Genomic DNA, 20119 nt, shown 5'->3' with positions numbered 1-20119 from the left:
GCTACTTTTAAATTTATTATAAAAATTAAAATAAATTATAGCGTAAATTATTCAGATTGGGTAATCTCTTGTGTAGGGATAATTGAGGATATAAACCGTAAATGAAAGATTGTGTTTTAATTGAAGGATTAACTATTATTACGACGATTGGCGTTTATGAATGGGAAAAAACCATTAAACAAAAGTTGATACTTGATATTGAAATGGATTGGAATAATCAACCTGCCGCAACCAGTGATAATGTCGATTTTTGTTTAGATTATGCCAAAGTGACGGCTGCTATAGAATCCTATGTCCAAAATCATCGTTTTGAATTAATTGAACGTGTTGCTGAAGAGGTAGCACAATTAATTATTCATCAATTTTTTGTACCGCGTGTGAAAATCAAGGTGAGTAAACCCGGCGCGATTCCTGCTGCAAAAAATGTTGCCGTAATGATCGAACGCTACAAATAAGCCATTATCACGATGAAGATGAAAAATCATTATTATGATCAACGCAAAGCACATCATAATGCACAAGGCTTTCAAAATATTGAGCCTTTTAGTGTTAGTATTAGTGATGTTAAAAAATGGAAACGTGAACGCCGCGTTAATCCACCTCGAGAAGGGTATACTCACTTTGAACAAACATGGTGGCAACCTGCTAATTTTAACTGTTTAGATGATGCAATATGGTGGTTAGGTCATGCCAGTACACTTATCCAGATTAACCAGCGTACAATTTTAACCGATCCTATTTTTTCAAAACGTGCTTCGCCAGTTGCTTTCGCTGGACCAAAACGTTATACGCCTAGTGCCTGTCAGATTGAAGATTTACCGCATATAGATGTGATTGCTATTTCACATAATCATTACGATCATTTAGACCATGCAAGTATCAAAAAATTAATTAAACGCTTTCCACACGTCACTGTTGTTGTCCCACTAGGACTGAAAAATAAACTGCAACGTTGGGGGGCTAATGAAGTTATTGAGCTCGATTGGTGGCAAAGCGTTGATATTAATGGCATGCTATTGACTTCTATGCCTGCGCGTCACTGGAGTCGTCGTGGATTATTTGATACCAATCGCACATTATGGTGTGGATGGATGATCGAGTTTGCAAAGCGTTGTGTTTACTTTGTTGGTGATACTAGCTACACCACACAATTTAAACTGATCCCACAACATTTTGCTCATATTGATGTCGCGTTGATTCCCATCGGAAGCTATGCACCAAGGTGGTTTATGCATAATCAGCATGTTGATCCAGCACAAGCCTTACAACTGTTTAACGATATTGGTTGCAAGCGTGCAATGGCTATTCACTGGGGCACATTCGAACTTGCTGATGAACCGTTAGATGAACCGCCACAATTACTACAACATCTCTTTGCACAATACCATGTTTCACCACAAGATTTTTCAGTTCTAAAAATAGGTCAGTCAATATTACTGGATTAAAGAATATAACAGGCACAATGCTAATTTTTTTGATAATATAACGGTAACTGACCGTATCACAATGTGTTTAACAAATGGAGGAAATCATGAAATACATGACTTTATTGCTAAGCTTTTCGTCCATGTTGTTAGTGCTTGTTGCATGTGGTGGTAAACAAGAACAAAGTAACGATCCGCAATGGTCAAAACCACAACGCGTATTGGAAGGTTGTGACGGTGTCATCAGTAATTCAAAACAGTGCCAGCAAAACCCCAATACACAACAAATGATGATTGAAATAGACAGACATTAATATTATGAGCGCATGGTTAATTTATGCTTTACTATCGGCGGTTGCCGCTGCGGCAGTCGCCATTTTAGGTAAAATTGGTTTACAGCATTTAGATGCTAACATGGCAACGGCAATTCGTTCCGTGGTGATGGCTATTTTTTTAGTCGGTGTTGTTATTGTGCAAGGTAAATTGCAGCTAATACAAAGCTTTATTGCTGATAAAAAAGCGATCTTAGTGATTGTCCTCAGTGGAATTGCGGGTGCCTTGTCGTGGCTGTTTTACTTTATGGCGATTAAAGTCGGAAAAGTTTCTCAAGTTGCACCGATTGATAAGCTTAGCGTTGTCTTTGCTGTTGTGTTTGCGGCGATTTTATTTGGTGAAAAAATCTCCTTATGGGGTGGGGTCGGGGTAGCTATGATTGCCATTGGTGCCATCCTCGTCGCGCTGAACTAAGTATACGTGACGGTTAAACTGAGAGGCGAATCAAAGCTACCTCAATGTTTAAATGAATAGATTCTCACTGGACGCCCAACCGATAAGTGGGTTAAATAGCTTTCTAACTCACCAATATCTTCTAAGTAATCAATGTATTTTTTTAATGAAATTCGCGATAGGTTACTAGACGCCACTAAATCACTCATTGCGAAATCAGTTTGGTAATCGTGCAACATGTCTCGAACTTGTTGCAAGGTATCAGGTTCAATGCCTTTGGGTAAGGTATTCGATTTTTCAACCGTTTTCGCAAAAATACGGTGATCAAGCTGTTTTTGATCTAATGATTCGGTTGAGTTGAGTAACCTAATCCGTTCTTGATAAGTAATCAAGGCCGTTCTAAATCGTTTGAATGTAAATGGTTTAACAATATAATCAATCACCCCAAGTCGTAACGCGGATTGAATATTCTCACTATCACAGGCCGCGGTTACCATAATAATATCAATGGTTGGGTAACTGATGCGGATATGTTGTAATAGTTCTAATCCATTCAATTTTGGCATGAAAACATCTAATAATAAAAGGGATACCGGATTGTCATGAATAAAGTGGAGTGCGGCTTCACCATCTTTTACTTGACCGACTAACTTAAAGCCTGGAATCATCTGTAAATATTTTTTGTTTAGTTCAGCAACCATTGGGTCATCTTCAACAATTAAAACATTAAGCATCGTTATACTCCTGATAAATAGAATACAATGGGATTAAAACTGTAAAACATGCTCCCTGTGTATCAGATTCTCGTAACTCAATATGTCCGTTTAGTTCATCAACGCTAGCCAAAACAAGATATAAGCCAAACCCTCGATTATCCCCTTTAGTTGAATAACCTTTCGTAAAAATTTGCTGAGAATGCTCTTTGGCAATGCCTTGTCCATTATCTTTGACTTCAATAATAAAATTATGGTCATCAATTTCTAATTTAATTGTGATGTGCTTGTGGTCTAAAAATTGCACCGCATCTAAACCATTATCGATTAAATTCCCTAGAATTGTCACTAATTTATGGGCGGTAGAGCTATCACCAATGCTGTGTAGTTGTCCCTGTGTATAAAAATCTAATGTGACCCCCAGTTCACGTGCACGACTGAATTTACTGTTTAAAAAGCCGGCAATAATCGGATCTTGGATAGATTGCGAAATTTGTTCACTTTCTTGGGCTTGTGTGCCCATTAACTTTTCTAGATAATCGATGAGTTCATGATTATTATCATTAAATGCCAGACCATAAATAACATGTAATTTGTTATTAAACTCATGGGATTGGGAACGCAACGCATCTGCATAGCGGTTAACTCCCGTTAAGTTTTCGGCTAATTGACGTATCTCAGTCATGTCCCGAAATGATGCAATCGCCCCAATGAGTTCACCATTTACAAAAAGGGGAGTTCGACTTGTTAAAATAACGATACCATTAATATTTTGTTCACGATCGTATTCAGATTCACCACTTAGCATGACGTCTTGTAAACGTGTATTAGGAATAATTTGTCTTACATCTCTGTCAATAATGGTTTCTTTACGTTGTTTGATACGTAAAATACGGATAGCCTCATCATTGATTTGGGTAATTTGGCTATCACGATTAATCACAATGATACCTTCTTTTACCGTTCGAATAATCGCATCTCGTTCTTCAAATAGTTTGACCATTTCAAAAGGCTCAAGCCCTAATAAAATGGTTTTAATGCTTTTGGAAAACCATAATGCTAAGGCAACCGCAACAATTAGCGATATCACTAACGTGAATAAAATGGGTTGACTCGTACGTGAGGCTAAATGCTCAATTTTATTCACGGTTTGCCCAACCATTAATGCACCAATTTGTGTATTATCACTGGCATAAATGGGTCTAAATGCGCGGATCGAAACACCGAGAGTCCCTTTTGCTGTTGAAATATAGGATTGACCTTTTAAGGCTTGTTCACCATCACCACCCACAATCATCTTACCGATTTTATCTTTATCAGGGTGCGAAAAGCGCATCCCATTCATATCAAAAATCGTGATAAATTCGACTTGTGATAAACGTCTAGCTTGTTCAGTATAAGTTTGAATTCGCGCTAAGTTCTGTGGAGTAGGATGCTCAATGCTGTCAATAATTTCAGGTGATGTTGCAATCAAATCTGCAACATTTGCAACATGTTGGCTCGCATTATTGTAATATTGATTATTCACAATTCGAATGATGTAGATATTTTCAGCAATTACCGCGAGTGCAAACACAAAACAGATCAAAATAATCAATTTTGTTTTTAATTTTAGATGATGAAACAGTTTTCTCATTTATTTCCTTATCATAACGATAGTCGTCTAAAAGAAAATTGCCTGACCTACAAATAAACCCTGCTTTTTAATTTAAAAAGCAGGGTTTATTATAACGTTAAATTTAATTAAAACGTTATTTTCTTGCCGCTTGACGAACACTTTCTGCTACAACTTTAGCGACATTCGGTTCAAATGCATTGGGTAAGATGTGATCTGGACCTAATTTATCATCAGTAACAATGCTGGCTAACCCCTTTGCTGCGGCAAGTTGCATTTCAAGGGTGATATCTTTTGCTCTTGCATCTAACGCACCGCGGAAAATGCCGGGAAAGGCCAATACATTATTAATTTGATTTGGGTAATCACTTCGCCCTGTACCAATCACATAAGCGCCAGCCTCTTTGGCTTCTTCTGGAAAAATTTCAGGTGTTGGATTGGCCATTGCAAACACGATTGATTTTTCTGCCATTGTACTGACCCACTCTTTTTTCAATACGCCAGGTGCTGAAACACCTATAAAGACATCGGCTCCTCTTACCGCATCTTGTAATGTCCCAACTTGCTTTTCACGGTTAGTTTTTTTTGCCATTTCCATATGGTGTGGGGGTAATGAATTATCGTTTTCACATAAAATACCAATTTTATCAACCACTTTGATATTCTTGACGCCAGCGGAAAGTAACATATTTGCAATAGATAAACCGGCAGCACCACCACCATTAATGACCACTTTAATGGCGTCAATTTTTTTACTGACCACTTTTATCGCATTATATAAAGCAGCTAATACAACAATGGCAGTGCCATGTTGGTCATCATGAAATACGGGGATATCAAGCATCGCTTTTAACCGACGTTCAACTTCAAAACATCTTGGTGCACTAATATCTTCAAGATTGATACCTCCAAAGGAAGGGGCAAAAGCAGCAATATGGCTCACGATTTCATCTACATTTTGGGTATTAACAGAGAGTGGAATCGCATCGACATCAGCAAAACGTTTGAATAATATCGCTTTGCCTTCCATCACGGGAATGGCAGCTTCAGGGCCAATATTACCGAGCCCAAGCACAGCTGAACCATCGGTAATAACGGCGACCAAATTACGTTTTGTCGTATATTCATAAACATCTTGTTTGTTATTTGCAATTGCAGTACAGACAGCTGCAACACCGGGTGTATAAGCAACGCTAAGATCTGCCATAGAATTAATCGCAACTTTAGGACAGATTTCTAATTTTCCATGTTTCTCTTTACTGATTGCAAGTGCTTGTTCTTGAACGGTTGTCATAATATTCACCTGTATAATGTTTTAACATAAAAGTTTATCGTGTTATCACGGTTTTTTCACTAACTATGAAGGTAACGTAATAGGGCTGTTGCACCAATCACCATTAACGCTCCGCCTAGACGTGTTGCCACTTGAGCAAATGGCATCAAGTTCATGCGATTTGCCGTTGATAAAATGGCAACATCACCAGTGCCGCCCATACCACTTTGGCAAGATGAAATAATCGAAGCTTCAACTGGGTACATTTTGAAAAAGTAACTACAAACAAACCCTGTCATTGATACTGTAAAGACGACAGAAATAATGGTTAAAAAATAAGGAATAGTTAACACATTTACCACACTACCAAGGTCAATATAAAGGAGCCCCAATCCAGCCATCAGTGGGTAAGTAAAGTGACCAGAAATAAATTTATACCACTGTTGGCTGCCTTTTTCGACGCTTTCAGGCAAAATACGTAAATATTTAACTAATGCCGTGGCGATGATCATTAGTACAGGACCTGGAAAATGGGTTAATTTTTCGAGAATAAGACCAAGTAAAAACATGGTAGCAAGGGTCATTACTGCGCCACTCATCGCTCTTGCATCAAGCGGGCTTTTATCCTCTTTTAAGGCTTCTTCCATGCCATCAAATTGAATTTTGACTAATTGACCTTTGCCGCTCAGATGCGGCTTAAGTTCACCCACTCGATTGATAATTGCCGTATAAGTAATGGCAAAAAAGTTACCCACTACGGTTGCAGGAATTAACGCACTCACAAAGGCATCATAATCTTGGTTGAGAATATTGCTATAGGCATTTGACAGCTGTAAAACACCTTCGCCAACTCCTCCAGCCATAACAGGAGCTACCGTGTAGAAGAAAGCATGTTCCCAAGTGTCACCAAAGGCCATCGCAACTCCAACACCCACAAATGCAGCAAGAATCATACCTAATAACATGGGTATCATCATACGCACAAAACCATTAACCAAAATTACCCTATGCATTCCTAGAATGCTACCGCAGACTAAACTGGCAATATAAAATAATAAAAAGTTTGAGTCTTTCATTAACATTTTCGCGGCGGTTAATGTATTTGCATCAAAGACATCGTTATAAACCAAAACAGAAGGCACAATTAATGACAAAATTGCAGGTGCGCCAAATTTTTTAAAAAACGGTAAATTTTGCCCGATTGTACCTAAAAGCCACCCTAATGGTAAAATAACGGCAAAGCCACCAATAAGACTTTTGGGTAAAATATCTAACCAAGCTGAAATCATAACAATAATCGAACACCCTATAAAAATGGGTAATGGCAATGAGCCAACATAAAATTTGTTCTCTTTTATCTGTTGAAAAATACTCATAAATTAAACCTCGTTGTCGGGTTGATTTGTATGCGCTAATATTTTTATGACATTGTTGTGAACTTGGTCATCATCTGCCTTACGTAAGGTGAGAATAAAAGCTCACTTGAGCAAGGTACTGATGATAAGTTTGTTGACGTCGTTAACAGTGTAAAGAGAGTTAAAAAATTATATAGAATAGGAAACTAATCTAACTCATTATGTAATTAATGTAAGTGCCCTTAATTAACAAAGGCGACGATAAAAAAGATGATCATGGCGTGTCATATCGGAATAATCCTATCAGGATTGATAGTGTCATACACCCGATAGGGGGGAAACGCGTCGGGTGTGTTAGTTAGGCTTGATGAAACTAAATCAACTATAGTAAGCAGCTATCAAACGGCTCAACAGTTACATATTCACCAGCTTTGACATTATCACGATCTTTTTCCAGAATAATAAAGCAGTTAGCATGATTAAATGAGGATGTAATGTGTGAACCCTGATCGCCTGTCGAACTAACAACTAATTGGCCATCATGATCACGATGTAGGTAGCCACGTTGGAAATCGATGCGTCCAATCGACTTTTTAAGGTGACTTATCGTTTTCAGCGTAAACTGCTGTGAGGGAGTGTGTTGTTGGTATAACGCAAGAATCAAAGGGCGAACTAATTGGTAGAAAGTAATTAAACTTGAAACCGGGTTGCCTGGTAAACCACAAAAGAAGGCATGACCAATTTTCCCAAATGCAAAAGGTTTACCCGGCTTCATTGCAATTTTCCAAAAATTAATTTCGCCGATCTGCTCTAAGGCTTTTTTTGTATAGTCAGCATCACCAACTGAAACCCCACCACTGGTGATAACAATATCTGCTAAATCAGCGGCTTGTTTTAACGTCTGTGTAATTGATAATAAATCATCTTTAATAATACCTAAATCAATGACCTCACACCCCAACGCGTTAAGCATTAAATTAATGGTATAACGATTACTATCATAAATACTATTCGCTGATAACAACGGTTCACCAATGGGCGTTAACTCATCGCCCGTTGAAAAAATAGCAACTTTAAGGGCCTTAAATACACAAACCTCATTTAAACCAAGCGCAGCTAACGTTGACAGTTTAGGGATAGTTAGTTTTTCACCGGTAGAAAAGATTTCAGTATTAATGGTGATGTTTTCACCGATTCGACGGATATTTTGACCAGCTTTGACATTGTGACCATCAAAACTCATTTGTTGATCTGCAATTTTGACATCTTCTTGCATAATAACCGCGTAAGCATCATTAGGTACGGGGGCGCCTGTCATAATCCTTAGACATGTGTTTTTAGGCCATTGGATATCGCCATTATGACCTGCAAAAATACTGCCAGCTATCGGTAAGGTTGTATTTTCTTTTACATCCTTTTCTCTTATGACATAGCCATCCATTGCAGAATTATCAAACGAGGGGACATTGATCGGTGACATGATTGGTTTGGCAACAATACGATTTAGTGCTAAATGTAAATTCACTGATTCACTGTTTGGTATGGTATGGTGTTTAGCATGTTGTAGAATTTGATCTCGTGCTGCACTAAATTCTAAAAGAGGGGCTTTAGCCATGGTGCAATCCTTATAACTTAGAGTAGATATAAAATGTAGGTCAATCCTATGTTTAGTGATTAATGGCTGACCATGATATGAGTATTATATTCTATTTATGACGATCGTCATGATTTTTGTACTCATATTGTTAACTCATTATACAACAAAGCCCAATATAGATTGGGCTTTGAATGTGCTTATAATTATGGTGATTAAACGTTAAACAAGAAGTTCATAATATCGCCGTCTTGGACAATATAGTCTTTCCCTTCAGAACGCATTTTACCGGCTTCTTTAGCACCTTGTTCACCTTTATATTGAATGAAATCATTAAAAGCAATGGTTTGTGCACGAATAAAGCCTTTTTCAAAATCGGTATGAATTTTACCTGCCGCTTGCGGCGCTGTTGCACCAACAGGAATCGTCCAAGCGCGAACTTCTTTAACACCAGCGGTAAAGTAGGTTTGTAAATTAAGTAATTTATAACCTGCACGAATCACACGATTTAAACCCGGTTCTTCAAGACCAAGATCCTGCATAAACTCTTCACGTTCTTCGTCATCAAGTTCAGCAATTTCGGCTTCGATAGCGGCACAAACGGGTACAACAACAGCATTTTCTTGTGCAGCAATTTGATTAACGCGATCAAGATAAGGGTTATTTTCAAAACCATCTTCGTTAACGTTAGCAATATACATCGTTGGTTTAAGGGTTAAAAAGCTCAAATATTTGATCACTTCAACCTCTTCTTTACTCAGTTTCAGTGTTAATAATTTGTGACCTTGCTCTAAATGAGGTAAACATTTTTCAAGGACTTCTTGTTCAAATTTGGCATCTTTATCGCCACCTTTGGCTTTCTTTTGCACTCTCAAAATAGCACGTTCGCAAGTATCTAAATCGGCTAAAGCCAGTTCAGTATTGATGATTTCAATATCTTCAGCGGGATCAATTTTGCCTGCCACATGAATAATGTTTTCATTTTCAAAACAACGTACTACATGGCCAATCGCTTCAGTTTCACGAATATTCGATAAAAATTGGTTACCCAGTCCTTCACCTTTTGAAGCGCCCTTAACTAAACCCGCAATATCAACAAATTCCATGGTAGTCGGTAGAATACGTTGTGGTTTGACAATTTCAGCTAACTGGTCTAAACGTGAGTCAGGCATTGGCACAACACCTGTATTGGGTTCAATTGTACAAAACGGAAAGTTTGCAGCTTCAATACCTGCTTTAGTTAATGCATTAAAAAGCGTTGATTTTCCTACATTTGGCAAACCAACAATACCACATTTAAATCCCATGAGAATACCTTATATAAACATCAAAAAATGGTTGCGATTATATACTAATTTCATTTTTTACGATATAGCTATTTATCTGAATCGATAAACCGGATAAATAGTAATGATACTATGCATGATTTGAAACTTAATCTAGATCAATAAAATAAAATTAACACCTGAAATGTCATATTTTTACACTAGAATGATAGGTTATGATAAAAAAATAACGAAAATAAAAGCTAATTTATTGATAATCAATATGAAATTGCTTGGTTTTCTTATGCTGTGACAGCGTGTATGATAGTAAGCTCAATGCTAAGGAGTCAATAATATGAACGTAAAAACCTCTGCTCATAAACGCACCGTTATTAATGGATTATTAACAGTTAAAGAATCACTAAAATTATCGGCTAATTTGATTCGTATCGTCTTTACTTGTGATAAAACACTCAATGTTGATCCTCAATGGATTGGCCCACATCTTAAATTACTCTTTCCCTTATCTGGCAGCAAAGAGATTCATTTTCCACAAATGAATGAAGAGAGTAAAATCATTTGGCAAGAAGGTGTTCGCGAACGCGTCAGAACATACAGCGTCCGTAACTACAATTCAGTCGATAACACAATGGCAATTGATTTTGTCGTTCACCAACACGGAATAGCCACAACGTGGGCACAACAGGCTAAAGCCGGTGATACCATTGGCTTAGTGGCGATGGGGTCTAAAAATCGTTTTGATGAAAATATTCAGTTAATTTTACTTGGTGATATTTCGGCATTACCTGCTATTAGTTATACATTAGAACATCTCCCCGCATATCAAAAAGCGATCGCGATTATCGAAGTGCGTGATGAACAAGACAAAATTACCATTAAGGTAGCCAAACATGCAATGCTCAAATGGGCTGTAACCCCACAAGGCGAGCAAAGTAAACTTATCGATATGGTTAATCAACTTAATCTCGCACAAGATGACGATAGCTTGGTATTCTGGGGGGGAATGGAATCATCTGTATCACAAGCATTGCGTCATCATTTAAAAGTGCACTTTAGCCAAGTGCCAGCCGATTCGATCCGCTTAATTAGTTATTGGCGTGAAGGCTTTGCTGAAGGGCAATTTAAACATCATGATTAATGTATAATTGATAAATTAGCGATGAATGTATTAGCACATCTTCATTTAGCAACACTTGCTAATAGTTCGATTATTGGGAATGTTGCTGCTGATTTTATTAAAGGCGATCCTTATCAGCAATTTAGTCAAGATATTGCCGATGGTATTATGATGCATCGACGCGTTGATCGGTTAACAGATCAACTCGCTGAGGTCAAACAGGCTAAAGCGCTTTTCCGGCAGCAAACGTCACGCGTTGCTCCCATCGCACTTGATATTATTTGGGACCATTTTTTATCAAAACATTGGCAAAACTATGTTGTTAATACTGATGTTGCTGAATTTGATCAGCAAATGAAAACCATCATTTTACCCGATATTTCACTTTTTCCTTCGCCATTTTTTGATTTTATGTCGGCGCTATGGCGGGGGCAATGGCTGGTCAACTATGCTGATCGTGATTTCATTAGCCAAGTTTTAAATGGGATGGCAAACCGTCGACCTAAGTTACAGACTTTACGTGATACATTCATCGATTTTCAACGTAATTATCATCAGCTCGAACGCATATTTTTGAGCTTTTACCCACAATTAATGTTGTCGGCTCGAACTCAACAATTTTGCCTTTAATCTTTCATTGAAATCATGCTCGAAATAAATTTGTCGATCAAATACCTGCCATTCACTGATTTTAAGTATATAATTTATACCTAACTAAAAATAATAATTAACGAATGAATGTAAGATATGGCCAAACAAATTAAAGCAATTAAGTGCCCACATTGTGGTAGTGTAAATAAAACAAATTTAGATAAAGACCTGTATCATTGTGAAAATTGTAATACAGATTATTACTTAGATAATGATGATATCAATATAAACATTCATAATAAAACCACAGTCGAAAACCGATATGATGTGCATTCGTTATTAAAAAATCGTATTTTGCTGATTGGTATAGCCTGTTTGGTTGGTTTTATTCTGGTTCTGGCGATCCTAACGTCACTTTTAAATCGGCCACAACCTCCAAAATATGGTACCTATGCCAGTTCAACATCATCATCCCCTCAGACGGTGACTGCACCGATTACGGCAAATAAGCCCGTTGAACCAATAAAAGTAGAACCCAAAGCGATCCATTATTTACCACAAAATAAAGTCTATTACACCTATTTAGCTAATGATGGTCAGTTTTATTCGTTTAGTCTTGATTATCGCGCATTTGATAGTCATCAAAATGCGCTTAATGACATTTATTATGAAATTCGCGATGCCCTGACGGGAAAATTGGTTAAAAGTGATAAATTAGCGATAAAAAATAATAACGATAATTGGTATTTTCGTCGCTTTGATAATGGTGTGACCTATATTGTTTATGATGACAGTAAAGTTTATGCTTATGATGAAAACCGTTTTGAATTGACTGATGTTAGCAAAAGTTTATTTAACGATTACCCCGAATTCGTATCGGGTATTGCAACGGTTAACCTTACACCTTGGGGGTATGAGGATAGTTTTTACATTTTAACGAATAATGGTCAAGAGTATTTCTTTTATCCGTTATTAAATAAAATTTATAACTATAAATCAGATTATGATGAACTGCGAAAATATGCATCAGAATTGAATAATAAGCGAGAAAAAGTTGCAGAACCATACATTAGAACGTCCTATTGTTTTGAAAAACTCAATGATAATGTGGTATTAGTAAAAGTAGTTCATAAAACGACCAATATTTCGAGGTTTGACCGTTTTGGTTTTTCGTCAATAAATAATAGTGATAAACCCTATAAAATTAATTTACAATATGGTGAAGGGCCGATTATTGAAGATAAAATCTTAGCTAAAGATAGACTGTTTTTTAGTCCTAGTGTTGTGTATAGCACTGAAGATAAATTGATCATTAGAGTAAAAAATAATGCATCACCGAAATCTTACTATAATTTACAAAGCCTCGATGTTAATACTGGTGAAGTAGATTGGACGATAGAAGGTAATCAAGAATGGGATTTTTGGTCTGCTTCAAGTTCAGATGGAACACTTAGTGTATGGAATAAATATAATTTAGATTTACGAAAATTATTTATTCCCTATGCCGATGGATATTTGGTACAGTTAGATTATGGTCACTATGTGGTAATTTCCAAACAAGGTGAAATCCGCAAAGAGGTTAAATATCAACTCGAACCAATTTTTGCTAAGGCGGCAAGCTAAGTTGTAATTGAGATAACAAAATGAGGTCATGACGTAATGAGCGATAGTGAGTTAAATCCAGATACAACACCAATGATGGTGAAGCAAGCTAAAGTTTTACCCATCCAAAATTCGTTACTTGTTGGTTCAGAGCCAATTTACAGTTGTCAACTTGATGGTAATGGTAAGGCTGTCACCATTGATGCTCAAGGTGAAGCAACGGTTAAAAAACCTTGCTGGTTACATCTGGATTTTGCCAATCCAGCAACAATTGAATGGATTAATACGACTAACGTCTTACCTGAACTTGTCAAAGAAGAGTTGATAAAACCTATCCAAATACCAAAAGAAACCCGATTTGATACAGGGATCTTAGTGGTATTAAAAGGTGTTAATTTTACGCCTAATTCACTGCCAGATCCGATTGTAACATTTCGTTTTTTCATTACTGATAACTTAATTATTTCAACCCGACACCAGCAGATTGATGCTATCGCATCCTTAAAAGAAAATCTTGATAAAGGCATCGGTCCTGTTGATGTGGCGGATTGGTTAATCCAAGTCTCAGAACTCATTAGTGATCAAGTTAATCTGTCATTTGACAGTGTTCATAACAAAATCGTCAAATTGGAAGATGATGTGCTTAATCAGCGACTCTTTTCACATAAAGAGATCGGGCGAGTACGTAAACAACTGTATCTTTTAAGGCGACTGCTATCGCCACAACGTGATATTTTTGTTCGTATTTCGACAGAGCGAATATCCTGGATTGACGATAACGATAGGCAGCATTTACATGATATTTCGACGCAACAAAATCATTATATTAGTGATATTGATAGCTGTTTATTACGATTATCCTCGTTAATGGAACAAATTAATGGTTTCTTGGCAGAATCAACGAATAAACGCATTTATCTGATGACACTTTTTACCATGATATTTATGCCAATAACCTTTTTAACAAGCTTACTTGGGGTAAATTTAGCTGGCATACCGTTTAATGAAGCACATTGGTCATTTGGTGTATTTGTGGTGATTATTGTCTTAGTTTGTATTGGCTCCATTATTTGGCTAAAGTCTAAAAAATGGATGTGATGAGACGCGGGTATTGATAACGAGGATCTTTATATGGAAATTACGCAACTATTCAATATTCAGTATCCTATTTTACAAGGCGCTATGGCGCAAGTTTCACGTCATCAACTTGCCGCTGCAGTATCTAATGCTGGTGGTCTAGGCATTATTGCCTCAGGTGGTATGACAGCACAAACACTACGTGAGGAAATTAGAGCCTGTAAGCGACTGACAGATAAACCCTTCGCGGTGAACTTAATGTTAATGATGCATAATATTGAGGCACTTATTGACGTCTTAATCGATGAAGGTGTCAAGATTGTTGCAACAGGGGCGGGAACGCCCAAAAATTATATGCCGCGTCTTAAAGCTGCTGGTATCAAAGTGATTGCCGTGGTTCCCAATGTTTTAATTGCGCAGAAAATGGAACAACTGGGTGTTGATGCCATTGTGTGTGAAGGAACCGAAGCTGGAGGGCATATTGGTGAAACAACAACACTGGTTTTAGTGCCACAAGTGACACAAGCCGTCTCTATTCCTGTTATTGCAGCGGGAGGGATTGGCGATGGTCGAGGGATGGCGGCCGCATTTGCCTTAGGTGCAAAAGGCGTACAATGTGGTACGCTTTTTATGCTAGCAAAAGAATGTCCAATAGCAGATAACGTAAAACAGTTTATTATTCAAGCAAACGATACTGCTACAGTCGTAACAGGTCGAAAAATGGGTGCACCTGTTAGGACGATTCGTAATAAAATGATTGAAACATATTTACGTTTAGAAAATGACAATATTAGCCGAGATCAATTGGAACAATTAACGATGGGTTCAGCCAAAAAAGCGGCTGAAGGGGATATTGAAAACGGATCGGTAATGGCTGGGCAGATATGTGGTCTATTAACTGAAATTAAATCAGCGAAACGAATCATTGATGATATGGTGACCCAAGCAAAATACGTCATGCAACAAAATGCGTTACACTACGCTAATTTTTAGCTATCACTAGACATTATTTAAAATAGTAATCACAAATGATAAACATAACCCATTTTAATCTTATCTTGTCACACCGCTTAGCAAATATCGATTGTTTGTTTCACAAAAACGGTCATTACATGCTTGGGCTAAACCTATTATGCGATGGTTTTTAATATGAATCACCAGCATTCATATCGATTATTTATTGCTGAAAAACCCAGTTTAGCAAGAGCGGTTGTTGATGTTTTGCCAAAACCACATCAAAAAGGGGATGGGTTTATTCGTGCTGGTAATGGGGATGTGGTGAGTTGGTGTATTGGTCATTTACTTGAGCAAGCCCCACCAGATAGTTATGACGAACGTTATAAAAAATGGCAGATTAGTGATTTACCGATTATCCCCCAGCAATGGATACTCTTGCCCAAAAACAGTACACAAAAACAATTTAATATTTTAGTTGGTCTCATTCGACAGGCTAATGACATTGTCCATGTTGGAGACCCGGATCGAGAAGGGCAGCTGTTAATTGACGAAGTACTTAATTATTGCAAAATTCCAGCTGAACAGCTTCGTGCGGTAAAGCGCTGCTTAATTAGTGACCTTAATGCCTCTGCCGTTGAAAAATCACTCAATAATTTACGTAGCAATCATGACTTTATTCCTTTATCAACATCAGCTTTAGCCCGCGCAAGAGCAGATTGGTTATATGGGATTAATATGAGTCGACTTTGTACGATAAAAGGACAAAGTCGCGGTTATAAAGGGGTATTATCCATTGGTCGCGTTCAAACACCCATTTTAGGATTAGTTGTCAGACGTGATTTAGAGATTGAAAACTTTGTGAGTAAACCCTTTTATGAAGTGTTTGCTGTGATTGAGACAAAACATCATGAAACCTTCAAAGCTAAGTGGTTACCGAGTGAGGCTTGTGCGCCTTATCAAGATGAAGATGGCCGAGTATTACTAAAAACATTAGCTGAAAATGTGTGTGAACGCATTAAAAATCAACCTGCATTAATTGAAAACGTCAGTAATAAGAAAAAAGAACTCGCACCGCCTTTACCTTTTAACCTATCTGCGTTACAAATTGAGATGGCACGTAAAAATGGTTTAAGTGCACAAGATGTATTGGATATCTGCCAATCGCTATATGAAAAACATAAACTGATTACTTATCCACGTTCAGATTGCCGTTATTTACCAGAGGAACACCTTCATCAAATTAATGGTGTTATCGCAGCAATTAATCATAACTGCCCAGGATTACAAGATGCAATTAGCCACGCGGACTTATCCATTCGAACCAAAACATGGAACGATAAAAAAGTCGATGCACATCATGCGATTATTCCTACATTAAGAAAAGCCGATACGCATAAATTATCAACAAATGAATTTGCTGTTTATATGATGATTGCAACGCAATATCTTGCGCAATTTTATCCTAATTACCGCTATGCTGAGCTCCAGATTGATGTGGATATTGCGAAGGGTAAATTTGTTGCTAAAGCGAATCAAATGCTCGATGAAGGTTGGAAACAACTTTTTAAAGTTAATAGTAATAATCAGGCTGAAGAGTCTGAGCCATTGCTGACCAAATTGGTAAAAAAAGGTGAACAAGCACACTGTATTGATGCTGAGCTTGTCAGTAAAGAAACGTCTCCACCAAAGCCATTTACTGATGCGACATTATTATCAGCAATGACTGGAATTGCAAGGTTTGTGAATGATCCTGAAATTAAAAAAATCTTGCGTGAAACGGATGGATTAGGAACCGAAGCCACTCGTGCAGGGATCATTGAACTGTTATTTAAACGTGAGTTTTTGGTACGACAGGGGAAAACGATTCGTTCAACTGACATTGGTAGAAGGCTTATCGGCATGTTACCAACGGTAATGACAGTGCCCGATATGACAGCACATTGGGAGTCTCAGCTTGAAGCAATAAGCCATAAATCGATGAGTTATCAGCAATTTATGGCAGAACTGGTGCAATCTATTTTCCAGCTGATTGAGCGTCTCAATTCCGTTCGTTTTAATCATTAATGATTATTTTGCGCTGAATCAACATGACCATGACGTTTTTTGACAGATTTAAAGTAGCAGTGTAGTGCTAAATACGCTAAGGCACTAGCGAGTAGGTCTGAAATTGGCGCAGAAAACCAGACGCCATTGAGCCCACAAAATAGTGGCAATATGTAAAGTGTTGGTAACAAGATCAACACTTGCCTTGAAAGACTTAATATAATTGATACTTTTGCCATACCAATACATTGGAAGAAACCCGTAGTAACAATTTGGAAACCAATCAGCACAAATGAAATGGTAATAAAACGAAGTGCTGTTGATGATAAATCAATAATATCTTTCTCTGAGGTGAAGGCGCTGACTAAGAGATCGGGAATAAACATTCCAAACAAAAAGCCCAGACCCGTAATCACTGTCGCGACTTTTACAGCATAGAAAAAAGTTTCTTTCACACGTTGGTAATTTTTAGCACCATAGTTATAACCGATGATCGGTTGCATCCCCTGATTAACCCCAATAACAACCATAATGATGAGTGTAATTAATCGGTTAGCATTTGAATAGGCGGCAATGGCATCATCACCGCTAATGTGGCTAGTAGGTGCGTAGGCATTAAGTTGCCAGTTAATAAATACCACCACAATTGACGTTGCCACTTGCATCGCAAAGGGTGATACACCAATTGATAAGATATTAATCACAGACTCTTTTTTCAGACGCATATTCTTTAAACGCAATCTCACGGGGCTTTTTTTGCTGGTAAAATGTAGCATAACCAAAATAAAACTCAGCATCATTGATAAGGTTGTTGCAAGTGCGGCGCCACGCATGCCCCAATCAAATACTTTGATAAAAATAGGTGCTAAGATAATATTTGCAATGACTGTTGATAGCATAATGAGCATTGCTTTAAGGGGATAACCACATGCCCTCATCATATTAACGTAGTTAAACGACAAGGTTAAAAATAGGCTACCGGGTAGAAAAATTTGTAAAAATTGCTTCGCATAAGCATGGGTTGTTTCGCTGGCACCAACAAAGTATAACAACGGATCGATGAATATCATCAATAATGCCAAAGCTGTGCCGCTAAGCAGTAATGTTAACACAAAAGATGAACCGATGATCTGTTCCGCTTTATCAAATGATTTTTGACCTAAAAAAATCGAAATACGGCTTGCCGAACCGACACCCACCAATAAGCCAATTGCGGCTGCAATGGTCATGACCGGTAAAATTAATCCCGCAGCGCTCAGTGCATCGCGACCGATCCAGTGCCCAATAAAGATACCATCAATAATATTATAAAGGGTGTTAACTGTTGTACCAATAATAGCCGGTAAAGCGTATTGCCAAAAAAGTGAGCTAATTTTTTTATTGGTAAAATCATTGTAATTTGTAGCCATAAACCATCTTTTTCTTTGTTATTGTGTGATTGGATAATGATAAATTGCGCAAAAGAATGAAGCACTAAGCGGTTATATTAAATTTATTATCCTTACTTTTATCGCAACTATTCTAACAGACAAATAAATTGTTTATACGCATTTTTTAGATAAATTCTGTTAAAATAGTCTTAATTCGATAATGGAAAAATAGGTTAAGGTATGAGTTTACAAATTGAACACATTATTCTTCATCAATTAATTCGTAAAAGTGAAACGGACATTGATGTGGTGCTACGGGAGTCTGTACTTGAAAATCATCAAGTCGTTACAGATTTAATTGCTGATATTAATCGCGTTTATAATAATAAAGCAAAAGCATATGGTCTGTTTCATGAAAACAGTTTATTTGAAACATCGGTAAAAGAGATGAAAGCCGGTAATCAAGATTTTCTTAACTTCACACAGCAATCTGTTAAGCAATTGCGTAATGAACTGGCTAAATACCCTTTTGCAGAAGGTGGTACGGTCATATTTTGTCTATATCGGTATCTGGCTGTCGAATATTTATTGATAGCGGTTTTAAATACTTGCCACAGTACATTGGTTAATGAATCACTTGAAATTAGTCAAACTCAATATCTCGATGTCGATCATGCGGATATTATTGCACGTATTGATATCACTGAGTGGCAGACCGATCCGAATTCAAAACGTTATTTAACGTTTTTGAAAGGGCGCGTTGGTCGTAAAGTGTCCGACTTTTTTATGGATTATCTTGGCGCAAGTGAAGGTTTAAATGCAAAAAATCAAAATAAAAACTTAGTGAAAGCCGTTGATGATTATTGCCAAGTGATTGAGCTTGATAAGCAAGAAAAGAAAGCCGTACGTGAACAAGTCTATGGTTATTGCAAAGGACAACTTGAAGCGGGAGAAGAGATAAAACTGTCTAATCTAGCAAAAGAGTTACCTACTGTTGATGATAATGATTTTAGTTCATTTATTGCCAATCAAGAGTATGATCTGGATGAAGAGTTTCCCGTTGATCGTTCTACATTACGTCAACTCAAAAAATTCTCTGGTAGTGGCGGGGGCTTAACAATTAATTTCGATTCAGACTTACTTGGTGAACGTATTAAATGGGATCCGAATAGTGATACGCTAGTGATTAAAGGTTTACCACCAAACTTGCGCGACCAATTGCAACGTAATAATGACTAAGTATAAAATAAATCTTATGGCTAGATCTGGCCTTAACTAGGTTTTAATCCGCTGTAAAATGGATATGACTTATTATTTAGGCGGCTTGATGAGGTAAACGACCCCCGCAGCCGCCTGTGTTACTAAAGCGCATTGTG

18 protein-coding genes are annotated in these 20119 nt (G+C 37.4%); 11 read left to right on the top strand and 7 right to left on the bottom strand.

Translation table 11 applies throughout. The annotated features are described in order from the left end of the window. Positions 1-101 precede the first annotated feature (101 nt). From folB to ABEA36_RS05355, 4 genes are all read left to right on the top strand, one after another. Positions 102-455 carry a dihydroneopterin aldolase gene (folB, locus tag ABEA36_RS05370; RefSeq protein ID WP_345489586.1) on the top strand — a complete coding sequence of 118 codons (354 nt, stop codon included), beginning with the start codon at positions 102-104 and terminating at the stop codon, positions 453-455. Positions 456-473: 18 nt separating this feature from the next. Beyond that, positions 474-1445, top strand: a complete 972-nt coding sequence (locus ABEA36_RS05365) for an MBL fold metallo-hydrolase (RefSeq protein WP_345489584.1) — start codon at positions 474-476, stop codon at positions 1443-1445. A gap of 86 nt (positions 1446-1531) precedes the next feature. Then, on the top strand, positions 1532-1738 hold the full coding sequence (locus tag ABEA36_RS05360) for a hypothetical protein (RefSeq protein ID WP_345489582.1): 207 nt from the start codon (positions 1532-1534) through the stop codon (positions 1736-1738). 4 nt (positions 1739-1742) lie between these two features. After that, positions 1743-2171 (top strand): EamA family transporter, encoded by a 429-nt coding sequence (locus ABEA36_RS05355; RefSeq protein WP_345489580.1) that lies wholly within the window; start codon positions 1743-1745, stop codon positions 2169-2171. A 41-nt stretch (positions 2172-2212) separates the two neighbouring features. On the opposite strand, the gene ABEA36_RS05350 is transcribed toward ABEA36_RS05355, so the two are convergent. The 6 genes from ABEA36_RS05350 to ychF all read right to left on the bottom strand — a co-directional run bounded on the left by ABEA36_RS05350 (position 2213) and on the right by ychF (position 10007). Further along, positions 2213-2884, bottom strand: a complete 672-nt coding sequence (locus tag ABEA36_RS05350) for a response regulator (protein ID WP_345489578.1) — start codon at positions 2882-2884, stop codon at positions 2213-2215. Continuing rightward, entirely contained in the window at positions 2877-4499 is a 1623-nt protein-coding gene (dcuS, locus tag ABEA36_RS05345) for a DcuS/MalK family sensor histidine kinase (protein WP_345489576.1), read from the bottom strand. Before dcuS ends, ABEA36_RS05350 begins: the two co-directional genes overlap by 8 nt. A 115-nt stretch (positions 4500-4614) precedes the next feature. Continuing rightward, a complete protein-coding gene (locus ABEA36_RS05340; RefSeq protein WP_345489574.1) occupies positions 4615-5772 on the bottom strand; it encodes an NAD(P)-dependent malic enzyme in 1158 nt (385 codons plus the stop codon). Positions 5773-5831: 59 nt separating this feature from the next. Beyond that, positions 5832-7127, bottom strand: a complete 1296-nt coding sequence (locus ABEA36_RS05335) for a 2-hydroxycarboxylate transporter family protein (protein WP_345489572.1) — start codon at positions 7125-7127, stop codon at positions 5832-5834. 361 nt (positions 7128-7488) lie between these two features. After that, positions 7489-8721, bottom strand: coding sequence for a molybdopterin molybdotransferase MoeA (gene moeA, locus ABEA36_RS05330; RefSeq protein WP_345489570.1), 1233 nt, complete (start codon positions 8719-8721; stop codon positions 7489-7491). Positions 8722-8915: 194 nt separating this feature from the next. Continuing rightward, positions 8916-10007, bottom strand: a complete 1092-nt coding sequence (gene ychF / locus ABEA36_RS05325; RefSeq protein WP_345489568.1) for a redox-regulated ATPase YchF — start codon at positions 10005-10007, stop codon at positions 8916-8918. Between the two features lie 313 nt (positions 10008-10320). Here ychF and ABEA36_RS05320 point away from each other — a divergent pair, with 313 nt between their 5' ends. The 6 genes from ABEA36_RS05320 (at position 10321) to ABEA36_RS05295 (ending at position 17394) form a co-directional block, all read left to right on the top strand. Next, positions 10321-11124, top strand: a complete 804-nt coding sequence (locus tag ABEA36_RS05320) for a siderophore-interacting protein (RefSeq protein WP_345489565.1) — start codon at positions 10321-10323, stop codon at positions 11122-11124. A gap of 21 nt (positions 11125-11145) precedes the next feature. After that, positions 11146-11733: an acyl carrier protein phosphodiesterase gene (locus ABEA36_RS05315; protein WP_345489563.1), complete on the top strand. Its 588-nt coding sequence runs from the start codon at positions 11146-11148 to the stop codon at positions 11731-11733. A 117-nt stretch (positions 11734-11850) separates the two neighbouring features. Then, the gene (locus ABEA36_RS05310) at positions 11851-13317 is read left to right on the top strand and encodes a hypothetical protein (protein WP_345489561.1); all 1467 of its coding nucleotides are present in this window, start codon (positions 11851-11853) and stop codon (positions 13315-13317) included. Positions 13318-13353: 36 nt separating this feature from the next. Then, positions 13354-14394 (top strand): zinc transporter ZntB, encoded by a 1041-nt coding sequence (gene zntB, locus ABEA36_RS05305; protein ID WP_345489559.1) that lies wholly within the window; start codon positions 13354-13356, stop codon positions 14392-14394. A gap of 33 nt (positions 14395-14427) precedes the next feature. Beyond that, positions 14428-15366: a nitronate monooxygenase gene (locus tag ABEA36_RS05300; protein WP_345489557.1), complete on the top strand. Its 939-nt coding sequence runs from the start codon at positions 14428-14430 to the stop codon at positions 15364-15366. A 156-nt stretch (positions 15367-15522) separates the two neighbouring features. After that, positions 15523-17394 carry a DNA topoisomerase III gene (locus ABEA36_RS05295; protein ID WP_345489554.1) on the top strand — a complete coding sequence of 624 codons (1872 nt, stop codon included), beginning with the start codon at positions 15523-15525 and terminating at the stop codon, positions 17392-17394. On the opposite strand, the gene ABEA36_RS05290 is transcribed toward ABEA36_RS05295, so the two are convergent. Beyond that, positions 17391-18782, bottom strand: coding sequence for an MATE family efflux transporter (locus tag ABEA36_RS05290; RefSeq protein ID WP_345489552.1), 1392 nt, complete (start codon positions 18780-18782; stop codon positions 17391-17393). The genes ABEA36_RS05295 and ABEA36_RS05290 overlap by 4 nt on opposite strands. 201 nt (positions 18783-18983) lie before the next feature. On the opposite strand from ABEA36_RS05290, the gene yejK reads away from it, so the two are divergent. Further along, positions 18984-19982, top strand: a complete 999-nt coding sequence (gene yejK, locus ABEA36_RS05285; RefSeq protein ID WP_345489550.1) for a nucleoid-associated protein YejK — start codon at positions 18984-18986, stop codon at positions 19980-19982. Positions 19983-20119: the final 137 nt, after the last annotated feature.

Source organism: Orbus sasakiae (assembly GCF_039542345.1).
Classification (GTDB): Bacteria; Pseudomonadota; Gammaproteobacteria; order Enterobacterales; family Orbaceae; genus Orbus; species Orbus sasakiae.
Note: the sequence above shows the minus strand (reverse complement) of the source record. Positions and strands in the feature narration are given on the sequence as shown.